The organism is Senimuribacter intestinalis, assembly GCF_943192965.1.
Classification (GTDB): domain Bacteria; phylum Bacillota; class Clostridia; order Peptostreptococcales; family Anaerovoracaceae; genus Senimuribacter; species Senimuribacter intestinalis.
In genome coordinates this window covers 217,696-241,807 of record NZ_CALPCF010000002.1, presented here as the reverse complement: position 1 = coordinate 241,807, position 24,112 = coordinate 217,696, and the positions used below count along the sequence as shown (strand labels likewise).

Here is a 24,112-nt window from a genome sequence, read left to right as displayed (position 1 = left end):
CTTTTAACCTATCCAATTGCCGTCTTCATTTCCGTCCCACTGTGGGACATTGGCAAATTCACCATTCTTTCTGAACATAATCGACAATCTCTATACCAACAATCAAATTCTCAATTTCATCTACAAAATCCTCAATTTCAAGTATTTCACCCTTTTGATTTTTCAGCTTTGCCGAGAAAATGCCGCTTTCCTTGAAAAAATTACAGTCATTCTCTACAAAATGTTGTATATCATCCTCATCAGCTTCAACAATATAGCAGGGATCCAATAGGATTGCTCCTTTGCAGTTTCCGTTTACTTCAACTGCAACGTGTCCCACATAGTCCCATTGCATCAATGTAATTCTGATAGTGTGTCTCCCAAAGCAAATATTTGGATCATACTTCTCAAGCATCTTCAGTGCCTCCCTTAACCTTTTTCAATCCATCAAGCGCATAGCAACCTGTATAGCCTTCCAGCATCACGCACATTTGACCGCATACTTCAAACGGACTTGAGCTTACAAGGAACACTTTGTTTTTATTTTTTTCTGTCACATGATATTTTTCGTTCATAATAACTTTATCTCCATTTGTAATCATAATAAACACCGCCTCTCTTTCTGACTGATTGTTTTCTTTTACTCCAATGCGACCCGTGTTCCGCCCCGTCATGAATGTCTGCCAACCGTAGCAGCCCGACGGATAACAGCCTCAGCATACCAAACAGTCCAACCACTATTCCAACTCAGCAAATACATCACAGTTACTACTATAGTTAGCACTACTGTATTATACATATTCTGCTCCCAATGTCACAGCTCAAAAAACCTCGTTACCGGAAAAATCTCTACTTATTTTTTTAAATACTATTACTGGTAACAAAAAAGGCTGCAGAATACCGATAGCTATGCTAAATTACCAACTCCTACCGAAAATAAACTGGTAACAGTTCACCTGTTCATTGCTTTTTTTGGTTACCGGTAGAAATCTGCACCAAATATGCCTTGATTGCCTCCGTGATGACTCGCTCCAGTTCCGCTGACTCTACCTGGTCAGCCTCCGGAACATCCAGATTTGCAAAAGCTTTTGCTGTCGATTTAAGAACCGGCGTCAGGTTAATCCGATTCATCGGCTTCGTGGGGCTAATCATTTCACAGAGTTCTTCAGCAGAAAGATACTGCTCGTTACAGCGTTCTCTGATTTGCTTAATCAAAGCAAGGCCCGGACATTTCGTTTCCTGCATCGCATCAAAAAGTGCTGATTGCTGCTCCTCACTCAGGGCTGCAATCAATTCGGCGACTGGAATCGTCAATTTCTTGTCATCAACCATTTGCAGAATTTCCGGTATGAGTTTCTTCAGTGCCAGATATCTCTGCAATGTTGTTCTGCTGATGCCCATAATTCTGGCAGCCACTTCATCTGTCCGTTCTGTCCCATCGTGGGACAGTATTGCCGGGTTCTGCTGTGCTTCCATCTTTATCAATGCATATTTAGTGCTGTATGCATCAGCACGCTCACTGGGAAGCTGCTCCTCACGCTGGATATTGGAATCAAGCATCCAATACGCAGCCTTAATATCATTACAATCTTTTAAGACTCGAATTTGCCCCAACTGGCTGCTTAGGCTATGATGTCCAAGTTTACGCATTGCATCTCTTCGGTTGTGCCCGGCAATGACTTCATAGTATCCAGTCCGATCTCGATCAGCTCTCAGTATAATCGGCGATATCAATCCGTTTTTTTCGATACTTTTGCATAACTCCAACTGCTTAGCTTCAGAAAGTCGATTGAACGGATGTACCTTTACACCGGGAACATTTATTGTTGTATGCCAGTCCAGCATTCTATCAATGTCAATTATAATATCCTGCTCCTGCTTATTAACTTCCTCTTGATTCGCAGAATTATCTGCAGGTAGTCCGAACATTTCTTCCAATGGTGTAAAATTGATTTTTCTTTCACCCATCACCATTCACCACCTTCCTTCTGTTATAGCTTTTATATCGCTGCATAAAACTGCCTATCGACACAAAAATTCCCTCTGTCCCATCGTGGGACATTTCATCAGTAAGCATTTCAGCATACGCACCCAGTGTTTTCACTATTTTCCCGTCTCTTGTTCTCCTGTCGTAGTAACCATAGTGAATCAGATATCGATCAGTTCCTATTTGCAGGACATCACCAATTTCAATCTGGCTTCCTTCCAAGTTTACATATTGCGTAATACCCATATACTCTGTCAGCCAATTTTGATATGCTTTGGCAGCCGCACCATCCGGATCAAAAGAAGTGATTGCCTCCTGCTCCTTTGATGCCCTCGAACCATTGACCTGCAAAGGAATAACTGTCTCAAATTTGGGTATGGTATTTCCAAAGGCTGCATCAAGCTGCAGCACAGTATCTTTTTGACTTCCGCTGCGGCCGTCTACCATCGTAAGCAGGATTCCCGCAATCTGCAGATCTGGATTAATCCGTTTTGCAAGAGATATTGACTTAAACAACTGCTCCATCCCTTTAACTGCAAAAACCTGTGCCTGTACTGGGATTACTACCTCATCAACTGCGACTAGACTGTTAATTGTCAATAATCCCAGCGAAGGTGATGTATCAACGATAATATAATCATATTGATCTCGAATATCGTTAATAATCAGCCGCAAAATCTGTTCTCGCTGGAATGCGTTAATTAACGACATTTCCAGCCCTGATAGAACTATATTTGCCGGAAAAAGGCTTATTCCAGGTTTTAAGGCAAATTCGACGGCATTATACTCTGCTGCCTCTCCATTTGCCTTTGCCATAATCAAATCTGTAACTGTATGCGACAGTTTATCTGGTCGTTCAATACCCATGTTATATGTCAGATTAGCCTGTCCATCCATATCTATCAGCAGAACCTTGAACCCAGCATGATTTAACATATCCCCCAGCGCTGCCGCGGTTGTTGTTTTTCCAACGCCGCCCTTTTGGTTTGCTACAGCAATTACTTTTCCCATGCTTTTTCTTCCTTTCCGTCCCACAGTGGGACATTTCCTCTCCGTCCCATCATGGGACAAAATATAAGTCAAAACTTTCTTTGCAACCTTCCGTTTGCAGGCCTAGTAAATATCAGAATGTTATCTGACTGTTTTATCACAGCAGCTGCTTCCTCCATATGAAAAGAATCTGAAGAAATTATATCTTTAGATATCATTTCATTCGCCTCTTGCAAAGCAGCATCCTCATCTGGTGCATTTATCTCTACAACGGCTGCCATCTTTTGTGTTATCTCGACCTGAAATCTCATATAATTATTCTCCTTTTTGGCATTAAAAAAGGGACATAACGAATATGTCCCTTAGTGAGCGTGTTCTCTATTTGTTCTCTGTTAGTTCTCTATTTTCATCAAATTATAAAGAAATATGACATTTCAATCCATTGAAAATGCAAGTTTCAAAACATAGTAAGCATCTTATATAGCTTCTACACCCCCGTCGAAACCTTTACACCCCCATAAATGTTTATATGGCTATTTTACAACACTTTCACTTTGTTTTCAACAGGAATAAATTGTATTATTTTGAAATATTTATAAAAAAAAACCGCCAGTTCTCTATATTTGTCAAAAGAAAGTTCATCCATGGTCTCTCAGAAGAGTATTTTCAATGCATGAAGCAGTATGTAATTTTAAAAACCGTTTTCCTAAATGCGCATATCTCATCGTAGTTTCGTCCCACGGTGGGACGCATATATTTAATTGTAAAACACCTTGGTATACTCCGTTCGCGTATCAGCAATATGGTAAACAAAAACCTCATTCTGAATTCGTCTATATATTGCAATATGCTTCTCACAAATGACCATCCTATAGCCTTGCTCATTCAGCCATTTATCGGGAGTTAATGAGCCAGAGTCAGGAAATGACTCCAGTCTACCGATTATTTTAAGAATGGTTGAAGACACTTTTAAAGCCGTAGATTTTCCAAATTGATAATAGTACCAATCCTCTATACGCTTCAAATCTTCCCAGGCTGTTGGTAGAAGCGTTACTTTACATGTCATTTAATCTTTCCTCCAGCATCGCCTGCGCTTCATCAAGAGAGTATGTCTTTGTGCCGCTCAGACGCTCCTGCTCTGCTTGGAGGATTTTTGCTCTCATCTGTAAGATTTGTTCTCTTCTCTCGAATGCTTCAATATTCATCAAGACCATATCCCCTTCACCATTCTTCGTAATATAGATTGGCTCATTTGTCTCTTTAGCAATATTTGAAACCGCATTATAATCATTTCTCAGAGTAGTTGACGCTTTAATAATCATGCAGGCCACCTCCATATATCATTTTTATGGTATAATTATACCTTTTTTCTGCTTGAATGTAAAGTGACAATCTCAAACTCTGTTTTACTTCTATGTCCCACGGTGGGACGCAGCCTTATCTAATACCTTCAAAAATTTCTTTGCTGTCATATGACTAAGTCTCGATTGATATCTTTTCCCTCATTATAAATTTCAATCCAATACATTTACACCCCCATATTTGTTACTGTATTCATTTTACATTACTTTTGTACTGTTTTCAACCAGTAATTTTTGACACATTGCGCGCTACAGCATCCAGCACAAAGAAAAACAGGAGCCTGGAAAAATTCTTTCCTCAGCTCCTGCAGATTATCATGCGCACATACTAGCAGATGTGCATACGATACCTTAGTTCTCCGCTTGCTCTTTTTTCTTAAAATAAGCGTGATAGAGAATATACCCCGCAATCGGAATTACGACACCGATGACGGAATTCATTGGATCTTCCCAAAGGGTTGTTACCAGTACCACCAGCGACAGCAGAATGGTCACTGCGGGCAGCACGGGATAGCCCCAAACCTTATATGGTCTTTCCATCTGCGGATTTCTCTTTCTAAACACATAGACCGAAGATACACCCAGCGTGTAATAAATCCATGCACAGAAAGCCACAAGGGCAGTCAATTGCTCAAACGTACCAAACAGAATTAATACAGAAGATACAATCATGGTCGCAATCTGTGCATTGACAGGCGTACCAGTTTTCGGATGGACTTTCGCAAAGACATCGAAAAATCGCTTGTCCCTAGCCATTGCATAGTATTCTCTCGGATACGCCAAAATGCAACCATTACAGGAACCAAAGATTGCAATCAGTGCACCGATGGTGACTAAAACTGCGCCTGGCTTGCCAAAGAGTGCCTCTGCAGCCATGGTTCCTGGTGCCTCAGTCGCAACAATTTGATCAATCGGTAAAATTTTCAGTAATGCAAAATTGAACAAAACGTAGACAAGGGTCACACCTAAAACCCCGATTGTTACTGCTTTCGGAAGATCTTTTTGAGGGTTCTTCAGTTCCTCTGCTACGATATAGACCGAGCTCCAACCGTCATATGCCCATAACGCCGCTACAATGGACAGCGCAAAAGCGCTCATTGGATTCAAACCTTCTCCCGGTACAATCTCCATCGGATTATTCATGCTGCCCATCATAAGACCGCATACGATAATAATCGCAATCGGCACCAGCTTTGCAATCATGAAGATTCCCTGCACATTTCCACCTTTTTTCACACCAGACATATTGATCAGTGACAGCATGATGATAATCCCAATCGCCATTGCCTTAATCTGCCACTCCGTCAATGGCACCAGAATACTAAAATAAGTAGAAAATCCTACTGCAAGGGCACTGATCGAACCAGACTGTGAGATAAAAAAGTCCGTAATTCCCATAGAAAATCCGATTCCTGGTCCATAAGCTTTAGAAATATAGTTGTAGGTACCTCCTGCCTGCGGCATGGAAGTACCCAGCTCCGCATAACATAATGCCGCCATCAGCGACATAAAGCCGGCAACAACCCATGCTAAAATGGAAAATCCTGCGGATAATCCTGCTCTGCTCAGCACATATGTACTGACATAAAAAATACCTGAACCAATCATAATTCCACTGACAATCGATACGCTGTGAAATAGTCCCAGTTCCTTTCTCAGTCCTGCTTTTTCTTGTTTTTCAGACATGTTATTCCTCCTTAAACATATGAATATCAACATCTGCCATATGCAGATTGCCAATCAGATACTGTAACAGCTGCGCTGACTTTTGATCCAGTCTCTTAGGATGGGACACCTGAATCTCCACTTTCCCTTTGAGACTGATCTCCTGCAGCAGTTTTTTAATGCAGTAAAAAAGATACGATTCCGACAAATTCTGTGCTGCAAGCCATTCCGAATATTGAGGAAACAACATGGCCAGCCCTGGTTTGAGATAAGTTGGCACTTTCACATCCTCCTCGATGATTGGCTCCAGCATACGATAAATCCCTTCAAAGTCTATTGGCTGTGCAGATGCAGTATAAAGCTGCAGCTCACATAAATCATCTTTCTCTTCTACTATCGTAATGTGTCCCATTTCCACCGGCGCATCTTCAAGAATCTTTCTGTAGAGAGCCCGCGTCTCTTCCATAGGACCAATATTTAACTCTTCACCAAGAATGCGCACACACTCTTTGTACTGGCAGATTGCTTTTGCCCGCTCCTGGTTCTGGCAGTACAGTTCCATCAGCTGCAAATGGACTTCCTCCAGCAGCGGATCCATCAGCAGCAGTTTTTTCAGGCAGGAAATCCCCTGGGCGAACTGTCCATTTTCCCGATACAGAAACGCCAGTTGCTTCGATACATCAATAAATGCCTGATTTACCGATTCCCGCTCCATCATAACCCACTCTTCAAAAGCCACACTTCCACGCACCGATATACCGTCTAAAAAGCTGCCGCCATGTACATTCACTGCATGCTGCAAATGCCGAATTTTCTCCTGCCTGCTGTCACAAACAGACGCTGCTTTCAGCGCTTTGCGAAATTCTGCCACGTCCACGAAAACGCCTAAAGATGCATTAAGACTGCACATGTTCCGCTCCGAAAAAATGATCGATGCCTCCTCTTGTCCACCCCATTCTTCTGCACAGATTTTTCTAATATAAGAAAGGCTCTGCCGCAAATTAGAGCGAGCATTTTCTTCTGGCAGTTCTGGCCAAAAAATTTCACTGAGCAGTTCTTTAGAAACCATCTGCCCTTTCCTGGCCGCCAGATAAAAAATCATCGCAAGCGCTTTGTGATTCAATTTGGCAAGCGCCTCTCGTCCATCGATTTCAATGTGCGGTCTCTGCAAAAGGTAAACTTTTATTTCCATAATACATCCTCCCGCGCATATACAATTTCCCCTTTTTTAATGGTCATTTCCACGCGAAGGGTTTCAATTTCTGCAGGAGAAAGGGTGCACAGATTTTGATCCAGTACGACAAGATCTGCCTGCATACCGATGCCAAGACTTCCAATTCTGTCTTCTGCCATGTTGGCATAGGCACCGTTTGCAGTATAGGTCCGCAGCGCATCATAAAGGGAAAGCTGCTGTACTGCATTGTGATGCAGCAGGCAAGAACCAATTGATTTTAAAGGGTTCAACGGTGTAACTGCATATTCAGAACCACCCGCCACAATACCTCCCTGCGCCACCACAGCGCCGATGGGATTGGTTCCCTTCCATCGATCTCCAAGCAGTGCAGCATATTTACCTTCCGCACCGCCCCACTGCCTGTCATAATTGGCTCGCATAGACAAAATCAGCCCCATAGAAATCGCCCAGGTGATTTGTGCTTCTGTCGGCAGAACAAAAAGTTCCAGCCTGTGACGCAAATTTTTTCTGCCTGCTATTTCAAATGCCGCAGCAAAAGCTGCCAACGCTTGTTCAATCGCCCTTGGTCCGATGCACGACAATGCAATCTGCAGGCCGGCAGTATGGGCTTCCAGCACAAACTGATTTACATCTTCCTGTGAATAATACAGTACCCCTTGGTGCTCACCATCTATATAAGGTTCATACAGTGCCGCCGTCTGAGATCCAATAGAACCGTCCAGATATATATTGCCTCCAATCCGCGGCAGTTTTGCCGCCTGTACCGTTGCCACATCCATGGTCTGCGGAAACAGAAAAATTTCCAGCCTGCTGTGCTCTGCAAACCGCTGCACCATGCGGATATCCTGATTTGAAAAAAAGGCGCCACCTTCCATAGCATTGACCGTTGTAATGCCGCAGCGGAACGCTTTTCGCTCCATATCTGCGAGGGCAAGTCTTCGGATGTCATCCGTTACAAAACAGGTGTATAATTTCCGTCTTGCAAATCCGCTGGCCTCTCCCTGCAAAACCCCTGTGGGCATCCCTTTTTCATCCCGCTGAATGCCAGAAATACTATAGGGAATTTTAAGTAAATTATAAGCAGAAGTATTTAAAATCGTTTTATGGAATTCTGTCTTGCTGACCACAACAGGATGTATGGAAGTAATTTGATCCAAATCCCATCGATTCAATTCCACAGTATCCTCATTATAGCCAATACACCAAATCAGTTCTCCCGCTTCAAATGCCTGCACTTTCTGTTGCAGCTGCTGTAGAAAGGCTTCTCTGGTATCCGCTTTAATTTCCACACAGTACTGCATCAAACCGCCCTGTACCATATGGACATTGCTGTCAATGAATCCAGGTAAAACCGTTCTGCCTTCCAAATCCAGCATCTTCGTACCAAAAAACCGTTTCGGCATCCTGCATGGCTTTTCCCATACCTCCGTAATCGTCTCACCCGTAATCCCAATGGCACAGTACTGCTTATCCGGTCTTTCCATTGAAATAAAATTGCCGTTATATAAAATATAATCTGGATTATTTTTCATAAACAACCTTTCCACCTACGACTGTCATCGCGACCTGTACTTCTGCCAGATCCAGCGGCGCAGTTTCATACAAATCCTGCGCTAGGACAACAAAATCCGCATACTTTCCAACCTCTATCGTTCCCTTGCAGTCCTCTTCAAATGTCGCATATGCAGATCCTGTCGTAAAGGCATGAATGGCATCGTGTACACTGAGTTTCTGTTCCGCATGATAACCACCCTTCGGTGTTTTATCATAGGTACAGCGGGTAACTGCCGCATAAATGCCGTGGAGCGGACTGTATTCCTCTACAGGACTATCCGAACCTGCTGCAATCGTTACGCCCTGCGTTTTAAACCGATTCCAGTTATAGGACATACTTGCCCGCTGTGCTCCGACCCGCTCCTCTACAATGGCGATGTCAGAAGCCAAAAAGATCAGTTCAAGACCGCCGATGATATGGTATTTGGCAAAATCTTCAATAATCCCTTCTGTGGTAATCTGGCAATGGTCAATACCAAAGCGCAAATCTTCTTCTGGATACTTTTCTATAATCTTAATGAATGCATCCAGTACGCTTCGCATGGCTCTATCTCCGATGCCGTCTGAAACTAGCTGCAGACCATGGTCAAAAGCCATTTGCGTTAGTGCTTCCAGTTCCTGCTGACTGATATACATTTCACCCGTATTTTCTTCCATTCCTTCCGGATTATCGCTGTATGGTGCCCGCAAGGCAGCAGTTCTTCCTCCCAACGACCCGTCTGTAATCGTCTTAAACGGTCCAATCCGAAAATACGGGCTTCCGTCTCCTGTGCGATACCCAAGTGCCAGAAAATCAGAAAGCTCTTCTAACGTGGCAAGGTGCAGCATTAGATTAACTCGAATCGGCAGCAGCCCTTCTCTGTCAAGTTCTTCGTATGCCTGCAAAATTTCTGTAAAATGGCCAGCACGAAGCAGTTCAAAATCATCGGTCTGCGCAGAAGTCATTCCCGCTGAAACATAACGATTGCACGCCGCAAGAATACACTTTTTAATGCGCTCTACCCCCAACGTTGGAATCATTCTGTAAATGATTTCCGTTGCCAGTCCAGTCAGCACGCCTGTTGCCACTTCATGGGCGTCTGTCAGAATCATACCGCCCTCAATCTGCTGTGGTTTGTGCAGCAGACCGCCAAGTTCCAGCACGTTGGTGGTTACGACACAAATTTGTGCACAGGTTCTGGTCAATACCAAAAAATATGCGCCGAATTCTTCGTCTAAGTCCTCTCTTGTCGGCATTTTCTTAGTATCAAACTGATTTTGATCCCATCCGCGGCCTTCTACCCACTGGCCGGGTTTAATTCCATTCTCCTTGATATAGCGGCGCAAACGGTCTTTCAATTCATCCAGGCTCCGGCAATCATTTAAATCTGCGACTTCCAGGCTATATCCATAACTCAAAAGGTGCAGATGGCTGTCGTTAAATCCTGGCAGTACCGTCTTTCCTTGCAGATCGATGATCTGGCATGCGGTCCCCGCTGCTTCCTGCACCGCCTCATTAGTACCAACACACGTAATCAGCCCGTCTTCTACCGCAACGGCTTCAAAGCGGTGCTCTGCTGCATCCATGGTGTATCCGTTGGCATTGATAAATACTTTCTTCATATTTGATTCCTTTCTCCACTACGCGCCGCAGTGGGTTTCTACGATAGAAATACTATGGATCTGCTGCGGAGGAACCAGAAGCGGATTTCCATCCAGTACAGTAAAATCACCGAAGTAGCCTGGCGCAATGCGCCCCATCTGTCCTTCCATTTTTACTGTATAGGCAGGCGCCTTTGTATAAAGCGCCAATGCCTCATAAGGCGACAGCCTTTCTTCCGGTAAAAATCCGCCAGTCGGTCTCCCCTGCAAATCCATCCTGGTAACAGCTGCCTGCATCCCGTAAAGCGCATCGCAGCGCTCCACCGGGCAGTCCGAACTGCCACTAATCATCATACCTTTTTCTAACATGGTGCGCCATGCATAAAGCGCATATGCTTGACGAAGATCCAGTTTCTGCTCCGCCACTGCATAATCGGTCGGTACAAACGCCGGCTGAATGTCTGCCAAAATCCCCGCTTGCGCCATTCGGTCTAAAAGAGGCTCCGTCGCAATTTGGCAATGCACCAGTCTAGGGCGGCAATCTGTTCCATACTTGTTTTGGAAAGGCGTGATCACACGTATGGCCTGTTCCATTGCTCTATCACCGATACAGTGACATAACAGCTGCATCCCGCTTTCATAACTTTCCCGAACCAGCAACTCTAACTCTGCATCGCTGAAATTGAGAAGTCCCCGCTGCCTGCGATTTCTGTAAGGTACGGTTAATGCTGCCGTCTCAGCACCCAAAGAGCCATCCAAGATCAGTTTTAATCGTTTCCAGGAGAACCACTGGTCATCAGCAATCTCTACAAGAATCTTTTGCAACTGCCGGAATTCTTCCAGGGAAGATACCTGAATCTGCGCAAACACGCGTACAGGCAGGCGCTGCTGCTTTCGCAGGTTATCATAGGCACGTAAAATTCTCTCTTTCGACGTAAAATCCGAAAACGCTTTCATGTCATCACACTGCACCGCCGTAAAGCCCCTTGCCTTGATTTCCCTTAACGTCTCTTCAATCACCTGTTCAATTTCTTTGACGGAAAGCGCCGGTTTATGCACCAGTACCATGTCAGCAATCGCATCCTCATAAATTCTCCCATCTGGCATACCGTCAGGATATCTGCCGATATTCTGATTGTCCAGATAGGTATTATGGTCAATTCCTGCCAATTCCAAAACTTTGCTGTTTACCGCCGCAATATGAATGCAGACCCGCTTGGCAAAGACATAATGACAGTCTGAAACGCGGTCTAAATCTTCCCGGCTAAGCAGTCGTTTGTCCGGAAAATGTTCTTGATTCCAACGGCTTCCGATGATCCAGCTTCCTGCAGGAATCTGCTGTTCTGCAATGAATGCTCGCATACGCCGCACCACATCTTCTGCAGAAACGGCTTCCGATAAGTCCACACAATACCGCTGATTATACCCATACTCCACCAGATGCATATGACTGTCATGAAACCCGGGTGTTACCACGCGGCCTTGCAAATCAACCCATTCCGTCATTTCATCCTGCCTTGTAAAACCAATGTCCTCCTCGTCCACATCCACTGCCTGAATCACACCATCTTCAACCAGAAAGTTTGCAGCCATGGGATGGTCAGAATCCATCGTAATCATTGTTCCGTTATAATAGAATGTTCTATTCATCGTTCTCTTGTGCTCCTCCTATTTTATGATTGTATCTGAGAAGCGTATTTTTTCTGTATATAAAACGTATTTTTTCCGTTTTTCTGTAAATAACGAAAAAATTCCCCAAAATACGATTGCGGCTACTATTTTCCATTTCAAATCCTCTTAAAACATTGACATTACCCCGCAAGCGCAGTAAAATTTAGAATAGGTATGCAATCATGCCATCACAGAATCGCAAGCCACAAATTAGGGAGGATATTCGTTTTATGTACCATTGTCATATACGATTCTACTGCATCGGCGACCGGCATCGGGTATTGAAACAGCTCAGGGCACTGACCCCTTTTTCACAGTTTTCCCATGCATTTCTCGAAAGTGATCGGGTCGAAAAAGTCTCAGCATCACAAGCTGATGTCATTTTCGCAAGTCTGCCGACAGCAGATTTACAAGCGCAGTTGTCACAGCTGCTGACGTGGAAAAAGCCGGAGGCGCAGCTCATCCTGCTTACGGCAGAGGATACAGACGTGGAAGCGTTCACAGATTGCGTTTCAGCACTGACCGATATCTGGTCGCAATCCGCTTCCGACGCGTTATTAATGTTCCGCATCCAAAAATGGTATCAGGACTACAAAGCGCAGAAAGACGCCTGGCAGACCAGCCAGTACCTAGAAACCACCATCAACAGCACACCGGATTTAATCTGGTATAAGGACAAAGACGGCATTCACAAAAAAGTCAACGACAGTTTCTGTCAAACCGTCAACAAGACCAAAGCGCAGGTGGAAGGTCGCGGTCATGCTTATATCTGGGACGTAGAACATGACGATCCTGCCTGCATCGAATCGGAGCGCATCGTCATGGAAACCAAAGAAACCTGCGTTTCCGAAGAGACCATTCTCAGCAGCGGTGAAACCAAAATTCTAACTACATATAAATCACCATTATACAATCTGGACGGCACTGTTATGGGCACCATGGGCATCGGTATCGACATCACCCAGGAGCGGGCTTACGCCGATGAACTGATTCAGCAGAATCAAACTCTGGAGATGCTGTTTACTACCATGGACTGCGGCATCATGTGCCACAGCCTGGACGGTTCCAGGATTCTCAGCATCAATCAGGCTGCGCTGCGCATTCTAGGCTATCCCGACGAGCAGGCACTCCTTGCAGACGGCTTTGACCTGGTGGCTTCCACTGTTTTCGAAGAAGATAGAAAGCGACTGCGGAAATCCATTCAGTCCCTTAAAAAGGAAGGCGACAACGTCAGTGTCGATTATCGTGTGCAGCATGCAGACGGCGAAATTCTCTATGTAACCGGCAATATCAAACTCATCGAAGAAAATGGTGAACGTTATTATCAGAGATATCTGTTAGACCGTACTGCACAGAGACTGCAAGAAGAGCGAGAGCGCCTGGAAGATCAGCGTCGGCAGATGGAACTGGTGCATGCCCTCAGTATCGAGTATGTGCTGGTCTGCTTCTTCGATTTAGACACCGGCGAAGGCAAAGTCCTGCGTATGGGCGAATGTAAAAATGGCATCATGCCTGCCATCTTTCATGATGCGCTGTCTCTGGAAACCTGCCTCGAACAGTATGCAGCCACAAGCATTCACGAAGAAGATAAAGAAGCGTTCCGAAAAACCGCTTCGAAAGCCCATCTGGAACAGGAACTTTCCGAAAAAGATATGTGCTATATCAACTACCGTACCACCTGCTGCGGCGAAATCCGCTATTTCCAGATGAAAGCAGTACGGGCTGGAGACTGGGACAAGACCCACAGCATCGTACTGGGATTCCGCTGTCTGGATGAGGAAATGCGGGACGAAAGAGAGAAAAAGGCACTGCTGGAAGATGCCCTTTCGCAGGCAAACCGTGCCAACAAAGCCAAGAGCACCTTCCTCTCCAACATGTCCCACGATATCCGTACGCCGATGAACGCAATCATCGGTTTTACAGCACTGGCAATCACCCACATCGACCGTAAAGAGCAGGTGGCAGAATACCTGAAAAAAATCATGACCAGCGGCAATCATCTGCTGAGTCTGATCAACGATGTACTGGATATGAGCCGGATCGAAAGCGGCAAAATTCATCTGGAAGAACAGCCTTGCAGTCTGCCGGAAATCCTTCACGAACTGCACAATATCATCCAGGCGGATATCAACGCCAAACAGCTTGACCTGTATCTGGACGCCATCGACATCCAAAACGAGCAGATCTGCTGTGACCGGCTGCGGCTCAATCAGGTACTCCTAAACCTTTTGAGCAATTCTATCAAATACACCGGTGCAGGCGGCATGGTCAGCTTGAAAGTCATCGAAAAACCAGGTGCTTCGCCGGGCTTTGCTAATTTTGAATTCCACATCAAAGATACGGGAATTGGCATGAAAAAAGAATTTGTCGCCCATATCTTCGAACCGTTCGAACGAGAACGGAATTCTACCAGCAGCGGCATTCAGGGCACCGGACTTGGCATGGCGATCACGAAAAATATCGTCGATATGATGAACGGTACCATTGCAGTACAGAGCGAACACGGCGTCGGCACGGAAGTCATCGTCTGCCTGACACTACGGCTGGATGAAGCCGGAAAAAAAGAACCTGTCGCTATTGCGGAACTCAACGGTCTGCGGGCGCTGGTGGTAGATGACGATTACAACACCTGTGACAGCGTTTCCTGCATGCTGCAGCAGATTGGACTGCGGGCAGAATGGACTATGTCAGGAAAAGAAGCAGTGCTGCGCACCCGTCAGTCAGTTTCAAGAAATGATCATTACTTTGTCTACATCATCGACTGGCTGCTGCCTGACATGAATGGTATTGAAGTCGCCAGGAGAATCCGTCAGGAAACCGGAAAGGAAGTTCCGATTATTGTTCTCACCGCTTATGACTGGTCCGATATTGAAGAAGAGGCAAGAGAAGCCGGCGTTACCGCATTCTGCAGCAAGCCGCTGTTCCTGTCAGAACTCAGAGGCTGTCTCCACTCCATTGTGAAGAAAGAGCAGGCTACCGATGACATTCTTGACTCAAAAGAAATCCTGCGCAGCGGACATATTCTTCTTGTAGAAGATAATGAGCTGAACCAGGAGATTGCAGTAGCTATTTTAGAAGAAGCCGGTCTTACTGCAGAGGTTGCTGAAAACGGTCAAATTGCTGTAGAAATGCTAAAATCTTCCCAGCCTGGATATTATCAGCTGGTGCTGATGGATATTCAGATGCCAGTGATGAACGGCTATCAGGCTGCCAAGAAAATACGAAAGCTGGAAAACAGGGAGCTTGCCTCCATTCCAATTATCGCTATGACTGCAAATGCTTTCGAAGAAGATAAGCAAGAGGCATTGCGCTGCGGCATGAACGATCACATCGCAAAACCAATTGATATTGAAACCCTCTTGGAAACACTGGATAATATTTTGATGAGCAAATAAACGTTATCAATATATATGCTAAGAAACCAGCTGGCGCAATCCGCCAGCTGGTTTCTTTTTCCCTATATTTATTTCTCTTCCAACGCTTCGGTACGGTATATGAATCTCACCTGTCCGTCCATGTCGTCAGAAATGCCTGAGAAAGACTGATAAGCTTTGGAAGCGTTTACGGTAGCCTTCATTCGATCGAGTAAGTCTCCGATATTTCCGCCGGCAGCTCCTGCCAGCTTCTGAATTCCCTCTTTATCAAATTCTTTCAGCCCATTGTTCAGTTTTTTAGCGCCGCCGCGAAGCTCCGTTACACCATCTACCAAGGCAGGCATATTTTTATCTAAAGTCCTAATACCTGTATTCAGTGCGTTGACACCGTCGTACAGACTCTTTGTGCCTTTCGTAAGCTGCGCTGCCCCTGTATTCAGCTGCTCAGCGCCGGCCTTTGCAGACGCTACGCCCTGCGTATACTGCAGCAAGCCTAGGTAGAACTGGTTATAACTATCCAGCTGCGCTTTCAGTGCAAGAATTGGCGCAGAACCGGCGTCGGGAGCAGCCGCTGCTGCTCCTTCCAGCACCTGACTGTAATTCTCAATGGTCAATTTTGGAAGCGCTGCCCCTGCTGCTGCAAGCTGTGCGTCTGCTGTTGCGAGCATAGACTCAAATACCTGCTTTGCACCTGTAGTGATAGCTGCACTGTTGCCGTCTAATGTTGTCAATCCATCCTTTAATCCTGTAATACCCCCAGAAAGTTCCTGCACCCCGTTTTGTAAAGTTGTTGCGCCAGCCTTCAGGCTTTTTCCGCCTGCAGCCAGCTCATGAACTCCCAGCGCCAGCTGTCCCGATTTATCTAACAGCGTATCCAGTCCGTCGTAAAGCTGTGATGAACCGTTCAGCAGCTGTTTCATAGCATTTGTCAGCTGATTAAGGGCACCTGCCAGTTCATCTGCCGAACCTATCTTTCCTGTATCTAAGTCAGCAAAAATGCTGCTGTCCGCTACGGTTACCGTATTAGTCATTTCAAATTTGTCCACATCAGCGGTCACTTCGACATAATCCGGAAGCTCCAGGTCAGAAGAATCTACATTGAGATTGTCTGCAAGTCCCGGAAGCGCCATGCCTGCCACAACGGTACGTTCCCCGTCGTTAATCACCTTTCCGCTGGAAACTTCCACATTGCTGAAAACGTCATTGTCCATAACCATACCGGTCAGTACCGCAAAAGGCACATAGATTTTCTCCGTTCTGCCGCCGACTTTTGCCATCTCATACAGATTGTTTTCATAGTCAAAGCGAACGGTCACTTCGCCGCTTTTTCCGACCAGTTCTTCTGGCTCGATGTCTTTTCCGTCCAGCTTATAGGAAATCTCCATGTTAATCGGCAGTTCTTTTTTTATACTGCCCCTGTAATAGATATCTTTTCCCTCAGCATTCCAAATTTTTCCTGACTTTCCTTCGTTCTTACACTCCTCATCACCTTTCAGATTTTCAATATCTGTCAAAGCTGACCTGTCGTAGAGAGATTGGCTTCCTGTCAGGTTTTTCAACCAGTCGCTGACGATGATTTTCTGCACGGAACCGTCGCTTTCCGCAAGAACGTAAACCGTTTCTTCTTTCTGATTCGCGTCTTCCCCATCATCGGCGTATGCCATAGTCACACCGCTGCCCACAGTAAGAGCAATGCACAAAACCACCACTAAGCATTTTTTTAATTTATTGTTCATAGATTTGACACCTCCGAATTTGTTCTAACTACATGTTTCATTCCCCTGGTCGTTGCACAGACCAATCTATCACAGAGCATAAGCAGCGCCGGCAGCAGGAAGATAACACATATCATGCTGACTACCGCACCTCTTGCCATCAGCATACACATGGAGCTGATGATGTCGATATCCGAGTAAATTGCCACTCCAAAGGTCGCAGCAAAGAGCCCTGTTCCCGATACGAGTATAGATGGGATAGAAGCTGCAAGAGCAGTCGTAACACTTTCTCTCTTATCTTTCCCGGAAAGCCGCTCCGTTTTGTATCTGGTCGTCATCAGAATTGCGTAGTCCACCGTCGCCCCTAGCTGAATGGTACTGATGCAAATCGGCGCAATAAACGGAAGCGACTGTCCCAGGAAGTGAGGAATTCCGAGATTGATAAAAATTGCGAGTTCAATAACCGCAATCAGGATAAACGGAAGGGAAATACTTCCCTCGACCAGCGCAATAATGAGAAAGATTGCAATAATCGATACCGCATTTACCACCTGAAAATCGTGGTTGGTGGTCTCTATCATATCTTTCATGCAAGGAGCCTCTCCGATGAGCATACCCTCTTCGTCGTAGCTTTTCAGCACTTTATTCAGACTGTCAATCTGATCATTCACTTCATCACTGGCAACGTCATATTCCGAATTGACCAGTAGCAGTTCACTTTTATCACTTTCTAAAATTCCCTTGACTCCCTCTGGTAAAATCTCCTCAGGCACCATACTGCCAAGGACTGATTCCATGCCAAGGACATATTTTACACCCTCAACCTTTTCCATTTCCTTCATCATAGCGCGAACTTCTTTAGAAGGCAGATCTGCGTCCACAAGCACCATATGGGTTGAAGCGATATTAAATTCTTCCGAAAGCTTAGAATTTGCAATGACGTATTCCATATCATCCGGCAGACATTTCCCCATGTCATAGTAAACCTCGTCATTGGTTTTGCTGTACCCGTAAATCGCTGGCAGCGCTGCAACAATAAAGACTGCAAGAAGCACCGGAAAGACTTTTGTCACACGTTTTGCCAGTTTTCCCATATCGGGAATAAGCGATTTATGCTTTGTCTTATAAAGGGGTTTATCCAGTACAAGGATTAAGGACGGCAATACAGTCACACAGCCGATAACGCCGAAGATGACACCTTTTGCCATGACAATGCCCAAGTCTTTACCCAGAGTGAAGCTCATGAAGCACAGTGCCGCAAAGCCTGCCACTGTAGTAATAGAGCTTCCAACAACACTTGCCAGGGTCTTTCTGATTGCGACAGCCATGGCCTCCTTGTGGTCGTCATAAAGCGCCCTCTGCTCACTGTAGCTGTGCCACAGGAAGATGGAATAGTCCATGGTAACCGCTAGCTGCAGAACCGCCGAAAGAGCCTTTGTTATATATGAAATTTCTCCAAAAAAATAGTTCGTTCCTAAATTGAGCAAAATCATCATGCCAATCGAGACAAGAAATACGAAAGGCACCAGCCAGCCGTCCAAAAGCAGCACCATGGCTGCCGTTGCAAAAAGCACTGCAAGCCCTACATAAATCGGTTCTTCCTGTTCACACAGATTTTTTAAGTCCGTTACCAACGCCGACATGCCCGATACAAAACACTGCTCGCCGCAGACACTGCGCACATCAGCAATTGCATCAATGGTTGAGTCAGCACTGGTAGCACTGTCAAAGAAGACCGCCATCAGAGTTGCATCTCCCTCATTAAATTCATCGAAGAGTTTATCCGGCACCATCTCCATCGGAATGGAAATATCCGCCAGCGTGGAGTACCACAGGACACTTTCTACATGATCCACCTCTTCAAGCTTTTCACAAAGAACCGCTACATCTTTATCCTCCATATCTTCCACTACAATCAGGGAGAAAGCACCCTTTCCGAAGTCGCTCAAAAGTTCTTCCTGACCAATTACCGTGTCCATATCCTCCGGCAAATAATCCAGCATGTCATAATTGATTCTCGTTCCCAGCATTCCAAACAGGGAAGGAACCATTAAAACAATCGCAACAATTAAAATCGTAATCCGGTGTTTGACCACCGCCCTTGAAAAACGCATTTTCTGTCAGTCCTCCTTTTCCTCGCAATACACGTTTTCTATCATATCCGGCCATTGATGTCTGATAATTTTTACCGCTGTAATAACTGTGCTAAGATTCAAAATCCCCTCCGAAAGCATGCCTATGCCCAGTAGAATCATCAGCAAATCCGTACCCTCACCCGGACGCAGCAGCAGGACAAGTCCAAGAGCCTCTGTAACTGCCGCACTTGCAAAGATCAGCCACCACTTTCCTATGCCAAAAGTTCTCGACTGACCGGCAACCTGTATTTTCAGAAGTCCATCTATCACCATAAATATGCCAAAGGTGATACAGATAAATAACATCAGACTTTCAGGTCGTACCAGTATCACACCGCCAAGAATCAGAAGCAGAATGCCCAGTGTCAAATCGTGCTGAAATGCCAGCCGGTACAGGTCCTTTGAAAAGTATCCAACCAGTTTGACTGCGCCAAACAGCAGAAACAGTATGCCGCAGCAGCTGCCCAGCAGCGCTTTAGACAATACCGGTGCTGTAATCAGCAAAATCCCCAGCACGCATAGACCAAGGGAAATGACAATGTATCCGATTTTCGCTGTTTTCATCGGTGCAACTGAACGCATCACTATCCATCCTTCCATCTCATATCAAACATCTACAGCGCTTTTTCTTTCTGTATTTAACTTACCAGATTTTCTTCTGGTTAAAAATGGGCAAAAGAAAAACCCCTGCCTAAAAATTAGGCAACGGGGTCTAATGTGACTAAATTTCTGCTTGATTACATCTCCTGATCATCTCATCGGACAATCCATGACATAGGTGAATCAAATGATGAATTTCTTCAATAGAATCCTCCGGCATACTGCGGGAAAGCCAATCAAGACCAGCTCCAAACAGTTCAAAACGGAAAAAACGAATGGCAATTTCCCGGTCTTCAGCACTGACAAGGCTCTCTCCAAAAACCGTATCCAAATAAGTTCTGACAATATACTCGCAGGATTTCATCAAATACCGCTCAAAGAGGTCTCGATTCATAGAATTGAAAATATGTAAGACCGCTTTTTTGTTATGCAGGGCAAAGTCAAAAGCCTCGCTGATACAGTCCTCCAGGGACTCAATCTTTGGATATTTTTTTACCAGCCCATCAGCCAGTTCCACAATGATTTCTTCCATCAGAGCAGGAATATCCTGGAAGTGATAATAAAAAGAATTTCGATTGATACCGCACTCCTCTACGATACTGCGAACGCTGATTTTATTTAGCGGCTGCTCGCTGAGCAGCTTCATAAAAGACATTTTAATCGCTTGCTTGGTGAAACTTGGCATACTACCACCTCTGCTTCATGGCATGGTCGATTTTACGAGCCGCGTCTTTCTTTGCCATGTCGTCACGCTTATCATAATTTTTCTTACCGCGCGCTACCGCCAGCTCCATCTTCGCCCGTCCGTCTTCATTGATATATAAATTCAGCGGAACCAAAGTCAGACCTTTCAGCGTTGTATATCCAATCAGCTTTCTGATTTCCTGCTTATGTAAGAGAAGTTTTTTCGGGCGCAAAGGTTCTGTATTAAAACGATTACCCTGCTCATAGGGGCTGATGTTCATACCGTAGACAATCATCTCACCCTTTTCAATTTTTGCATAGCTTTCCTTGATACTGACCTTTCCTGCACGAATGGACTTAATCTCTGTGCCGGTCAGCACGATACCCGCTTCGTAAACCTCTTCTATAAAATAATCATGGCGCGCTTTTTTGTTGTTTGCCACCATCTTCTTCTGTCTTTTTACCATTTTAAAATTACCTTTCCCAGTAAATCCTCTTCATCAACCAGCCCCACAGATTCATGTCTGCTGTCTGTACTGGCTGCTCTATTATCTCCCATCACAAAAATCTTCCCTGCGGGAATCTGTATCTCTTCCATATCGCCGCTGATACCCTGCGTAAACACATATTCTTCGTCCAGCTTCTGATTATTTACATAGACCTGCCCCTCCGTAATCAGAATCCGATCACCCTCTACACCAATAACGCGTTTCAACATGACAGTGTTTTCGCCGGACACCGCATAAATTTTGTTCTTCATCAGAATCACATCGCCCTGCTGCGGTCCTTTTTTCCCCGCAAACGCAAGCCTGCTAACCAGCACCTGATCTCCGTTCTCATAGGCTGGAAGCATGCTGTGGTCCGTAACCTCCGTAATCTGAAAAGCTAGAGATACTAAAAGCCCTGCACCTGTACCTAATATAACGGCGAGCAGAAAGACGACTGATTTTTTCATTTACTGTGTACTCCCAATCATTCCAAATTTACTAAATGGATAAAGTCTGAATACCACCTTTCCTACGATTTTGTCTTTCTCAACAAATCCGACTTCCAAAAAACGGCTGTCAGTGCTGTGCAGTCTGTTATCCCCCATGCAGAAATAATTGCCTTCCGGTACGACAACAGGTCCCACATCTCCGTTAGTAACACCATCTTTAATATAGCGCTCTTTCAGTTCCTCTCCATTTATGTACACTTTTCCTTCTCGAATCTCTACAATATCACCTGGCACGCCGATGACTCTCTTAATGAGTTTTTTCAAAGTTCCTCTGTTATTATCTCTAAGCTTTGACTGAAACACGATAACATCACCTCTTTCAGGCTCCGCCTCCCCTACATAGGCCTGTTTATGAATCAGCAGATAATCTCTATGCTCAAATCCCGGCTCCATAGATCTGCCATAAACCGCTGTAGGGATCACAAACTGCACTACAATCAGCGCCGCCGCACTTGCTGACAGCACCGATTTCAGCCAGTCTATTCGGTTTTCACGTTCTCGCTGTCTCTTTCTTTCTCTTCTGCTTTTTCCCATGATTTCCCTCTCCTGCATATTATTTATCGTACGGATTTTGAATAATCCCAAATTCGCTGAACGGATAGACACGCAGTACCACCTTTCCAATGACGTCGTCTATCTCAATACATCCTACATCTTCGTCCCTGCTGTCAATGCTGACTCTTCGATTATCACCCATGCAGAAAATCTTGCCCTCAGGAATCACCAGACGTTTCACCTCGCCCGAAGTAAAATCTTCTTTTAGATAGTCCTCTTCCAATTTCTTGTCGTTGATATACACCTCTCCATCAATGATATCGATGGTCTCTCCCGGCAGCCCGATAATACGCTTGATGAGCATTTTCTCCTCACCGTTTTCCTGTACCAGTGAAGAATGCACCACAACCACATCCCCGCGCTGCGGCTCACCAAACAGAGTGTAGGACTGCTTGCTCACAAAGAGATAGTCATCCTCATAAAAATTCGGTTCCATGGAGCTTTGCTTGACAATGGTCGGTTTAACAAATTGTATTACAATTACAGCAATAACTACTGCGAATAAAATATCCTTGATCCACTCTTTCATGTTTTTGTGATTCCCCTCTATTCATCTTGTTCAAAAATATGCTTTTTTATTCTCATAAAGCTTTCCGGAAGTTCCGCCGTGAATTCTTTGCCACTCAGATAAGAAAGGCTATCCGGACAGTTTTCAAATTTCAGCCTGTACGCATGAAGCAGCTGACAAGACAGTCCAAATTTTCTGCCTGCTGCTGCATTTATCATTTTGTCTCCGTACTTGGAATCGCCCAGCACAGGATAGCCGGCTGCTGCCAGATGGGCTCTGATTTGGTGCGTTCTGCCTGTAATGATTTCGACCTCCGCCAAAGTGCACTCTCTGCCGCAAAAGGTTCCATACTGCAGCGGCACAGCGATGGTTTCCATTTCTTTGCCGCTCTCTGTTATCGGTACTACAGCAATGCGGTTTTTCTCTTCATTCTTAACCATCCTGTCCATCAGGTGAAGAGGCTTTTCCATTCTTCCTCCGACAACAGTCAGATACATCTTGCGGATTTTATCTTTTTCACGAACCATCTGATTCAGTGTCTGCAGCGACATGGCGTTTTTTCCAAAGAGCACCAGACCAGTTGTATTTCTGTCCAGTCTGTTGACTGGAGCCGGCGTAAAAGTCTTCTCCAGCCTGGGATTGAACTCTTCTTTGTCGATGAGATAATCCACCACCTGGTTTGCCAGATGATTCTTTTTCTCGCTGCTGTCTCCATGGGTTAGAAGCCCAAGGGGTTTTACTGCCGCTAAAAGATTATCATCCTCATAGGCAATACCGAACTGCCTTCGCGTCCGGTTCACCCTTCTGCGCTTTTGGAACTTCTCCATATCCGCATCGCTGATGTACAGCAATATCTCATCGCCAAAATGCAGCACGGTATCTTCTTTTCCTCGCTTTCCGTTGACCTTGACATCCTTTCGAATAGCCTTGTAGATAAAACTCAGCGGCGCATTTTCCAAATATTTTCTAAGGAACTTGTCCAAACGCTGTTCCTGCTCGTTTTTGCCTATTTCAATCCTAATCATACCCTTTATTATACAACATTCCCCGCTCTAAAGCAAAATGTATTTGTTCTTTTGCGAAAAGTATGTTAAATTATATATAGAAAAAGACGAAAGGAGAATCTTGATGAAAAAACTAAAAGATTTTTTCTACGACAAAAACGATATTCTTATTGCACTTGCGATTTTAATTATAGCTGCACTCCTCATCGTGTGGCGCATGGAGATCATCATGGATTATCCGAGGACCCTCGCTGAAGAAACCGGCACCCTTGATACTACAGAACCAGAGGCTGTCGACAGTCCCGAGAATTCCCAGCAGGCCAACGAAATCTGGACAGCCGGCGTACTGACAAAGGACATTACTGTCACGGTCCGGGGCGGCACAGCTACCGAAGCAGTGCAAAGTCTTATCGATGCAGAACTCTTCGCATCTTATGACGAGTATTCGTCAGTCTGCAATGCTGCAGGGTACAAACCTGAGAACATCAAGGCAACAACCTTTACATTCCCTGCCGGCAGTACCCAGACAGACATTGCCAGAATGGTTACACAGTAAA

23 protein-coding genes are annotated in these 24,112 nt (G+C 45.1%); 2 read left to right on the top strand and 21 right to left on the bottom strand.

Going from position 1 to position 24,112, the window contains the following annotated elements:
* Positions 1-58 precede the first annotated feature (58 nt).
* The 12 genes from NFR88_RS03150 to NFR88_RS03095 form a co-directional block, all read right to left on the bottom strand.
* On the bottom strand, positions 59-394 hold the full coding sequence (locus NFR88_RS03150) for a DUF5406 family protein (protein WP_251613467.1): 336 nt from the start codon (positions 392-394) through the stop codon (positions 59-61).
* Positions 387-581 (bottom strand): hypothetical protein, encoded by a 195-nt coding sequence (locus tag NFR88_RS03145; protein ID WP_160202071.1) that lies wholly within the window; start codon positions 579-581, stop codon positions 387-389. The genes NFR88_RS03150 and NFR88_RS03145 overlap by 8 nt, the downstream gene beginning before the upstream one ends.
* A 358-nt stretch (positions 582-939) precedes the next feature.
* The gene (locus NFR88_RS03140; protein WP_251613464.1) at positions 940-1,947 is read right to left on the bottom strand and encodes a ParB/RepB/Spo0J family partition protein; all 1,008 of its coding nucleotides are present in this window, start codon (positions 1,945-1,947) and stop codon (positions 940-942) included.
* Complete coding sequence (locus NFR88_RS03135; RefSeq protein WP_251613461.1) at positions 1,940-2,977, bottom strand: ParA family protein; 1,038 nt, start codon at positions 2,975-2,977, stop codon at positions 1,940-1,942. The genes NFR88_RS03140 and NFR88_RS03135 overlap by 8 nt, the downstream gene beginning before the upstream one ends.
* A gap of 68 nt (positions 2,978-3,045) precedes the next feature.
* Complete coding sequence (locus NFR88_RS03130; RefSeq protein WP_160202068.1) at positions 3,046-3,267, bottom strand: hypothetical protein; 222 nt, start codon at positions 3,265-3,267, stop codon at positions 3,046-3,048.
* Between the two features lie 446 nt (positions 3,268-3,713).
* Positions 3,714-4,022 (bottom strand): type II toxin-antitoxin system RelE/ParE family toxin, encoded by a 309-nt coding sequence (locus NFR88_RS03125; RefSeq protein WP_160202067.1) that lies wholly within the window; start codon positions 4,020-4,022, stop codon positions 3,714-3,716.
* Complete coding sequence (locus tag NFR88_RS03120) at positions 4,012-4,278, bottom strand: type II toxin-antitoxin system prevent-host-death family antitoxin (RefSeq protein ID WP_160202066.1); 267 nt, start codon at positions 4,276-4,278, stop codon at positions 4,012-4,014. Before NFR88_RS03120 ends, NFR88_RS03125 begins: the two co-directional genes overlap by 11 nt.
* Positions 4,279-4,668: 390 nt before the next feature.
* A complete protein-coding gene (locus NFR88_RS03115) occupies positions 4,669-6,003 on the bottom strand; it encodes an APC family permease (protein WP_160202065.1) in 1,335 nt (444 codons plus the stop codon).
* 1 nt (position 6,004) lies between these two features.
* Positions 6,005-7,174, bottom strand: a complete 1,170-nt coding sequence (locus NFR88_RS03110) for an AfsR/SARP family transcriptional regulator (RefSeq protein WP_160202064.1) — start codon at positions 7,172-7,174, stop codon at positions 6,005-6,007.
* A complete protein-coding gene (locus NFR88_RS03105; protein ID WP_161908390.1) occupies positions 7,165-8,709 on the bottom strand; it encodes an amidohydrolase in 1,545 nt (514 codons plus the stop codon). Before NFR88_RS03105 ends, NFR88_RS03110 begins: the two co-directional genes overlap by 10 nt.
* On the bottom strand, positions 8,699-10,333 hold the full coding sequence (locus tag NFR88_RS03100) for an amidohydrolase (protein ID WP_251613457.1): 1,635 nt from the start codon (positions 10,331-10,333) through the stop codon (positions 8,699-8,701). The genes NFR88_RS03105 and NFR88_RS03100 overlap by 11 nt, the downstream gene beginning before the upstream one ends.
* Before the next feature lie 18 nt (positions 10,334-10,351).
* Positions 10,352-11,962 (bottom strand): amidohydrolase, encoded by a 1,611-nt coding sequence (locus NFR88_RS03095; RefSeq protein ID WP_251613454.1) that lies wholly within the window; start codon positions 11,960-11,962, stop codon positions 10,352-10,354.
* A 251-nt stretch (positions 11,963-12,213) separates the two neighbouring features.
* Here NFR88_RS03095 and NFR88_RS03090 point away from each other — a divergent pair, with 251 nt between their 5' ends.
* Complete coding sequence (locus NFR88_RS03090; RefSeq protein WP_251613451.1) at positions 12,214-15,378, top strand: PAS domain-containing hybrid sensor histidine kinase/response regulator; 3,165 nt, start codon at positions 12,214-12,216, stop codon at positions 15,376-15,378.
* 68 nt (positions 15,379-15,446) lie between these two features.
* Here the strand turns inward: NFR88_RS03090 and NFR88_RS03085 are convergent, their stop codons facing one another.
* The 9 genes from NFR88_RS03085 to NFR88_RS03045 form a co-directional block, all read right to left on the bottom strand.
* Positions 15,447-17,093: a hypothetical protein gene (locus tag NFR88_RS03085; protein ID WP_251613448.1), complete on the bottom strand. Its 1,647-nt coding sequence runs from the start codon at positions 17,091-17,093 to the stop codon at positions 15,447-15,449.
* Positions 17,090-19,186, bottom strand: a complete 2,097-nt coding sequence (locus tag NFR88_RS03080; protein ID WP_160202058.1) for an efflux RND transporter permease subunit — start codon at positions 19,184-19,186, stop codon at positions 17,090-17,092. Before NFR88_RS03080 ends, NFR88_RS03085 begins: the two co-directional genes overlap by 4 nt.
* Before the next feature lie 6 nt (positions 19,187-19,192).
* Complete coding sequence (locus NFR88_RS03075; protein ID WP_160202057.1) at positions 19,193-19,789, bottom strand: HdeD family acid-resistance protein; 597 nt, start codon at positions 19,787-19,789, stop codon at positions 19,193-19,195.
* Positions 19,790-19,928: 139 nt separating this feature from the next.
* Entirely contained in the window at positions 19,929-20,492 is a 564-nt protein-coding gene (locus NFR88_RS03070; RefSeq protein ID WP_160202056.1) for a TetR/AcrR family transcriptional regulator C-terminal domain-containing protein, read from the bottom strand.
* Between the two features lies 1 nt (position 20,493).
* Entirely contained in the window at positions 20,494-20,958 is a 465-nt protein-coding gene (smpB, locus tag NFR88_RS03065) for an SsrA-binding protein SmpB (protein WP_160202055.1), read from the bottom strand.
* A complete protein-coding gene (gene lepB / locus NFR88_RS03060) occupies positions 20,952-21,446 on the bottom strand; it encodes a signal peptidase I (protein ID WP_160202054.1) in 495 nt (164 codons plus the stop codon). The genes smpB and lepB (NFR88_RS03060) overlap by 7 nt, the downstream gene beginning before the upstream one ends.
* Entirely contained in the window at positions 21,447-22,022 is a 576-nt protein-coding gene (gene lepB, locus NFR88_RS03055; RefSeq protein ID WP_161908386.1) for a signal peptidase I, read from the bottom strand. It abuts the gene before it with no gap.
* Between the two features lie 19 nt (positions 22,023-22,041).
* Positions 22,042-22,572, bottom strand: a complete 531-nt coding sequence (gene lepB, locus NFR88_RS03050) for a signal peptidase I (protein ID WP_243151058.1) — start codon at positions 22,570-22,572, stop codon at positions 22,042-22,044.
* A gap of 17 nt (positions 22,573-22,589) precedes the next feature.
* Positions 22,590-23,576 carry an RluA family pseudouridine synthase gene (locus NFR88_RS03045; protein WP_161908385.1) on the bottom strand — a complete coding sequence of 329 codons (987 nt, stop codon included), beginning with the start codon at positions 23,574-23,576 and terminating at the stop codon, positions 22,590-22,592.
* 103 nt (positions 23,577-23,679) lie between these two features.
* Between NFR88_RS03045 and NFR88_RS03040 the strand changes: the two genes are divergently transcribed.
* The gene (locus tag NFR88_RS03040; protein WP_160202050.1) at positions 23,680-24,111 is read left to right on the top strand and encodes a hypothetical protein; all 432 of its coding nucleotides are present in this window, start codon (positions 23,680-23,682) and stop codon (positions 24,109-24,111) included.
* Position 24,112: the final 1 nt, after the last annotated feature.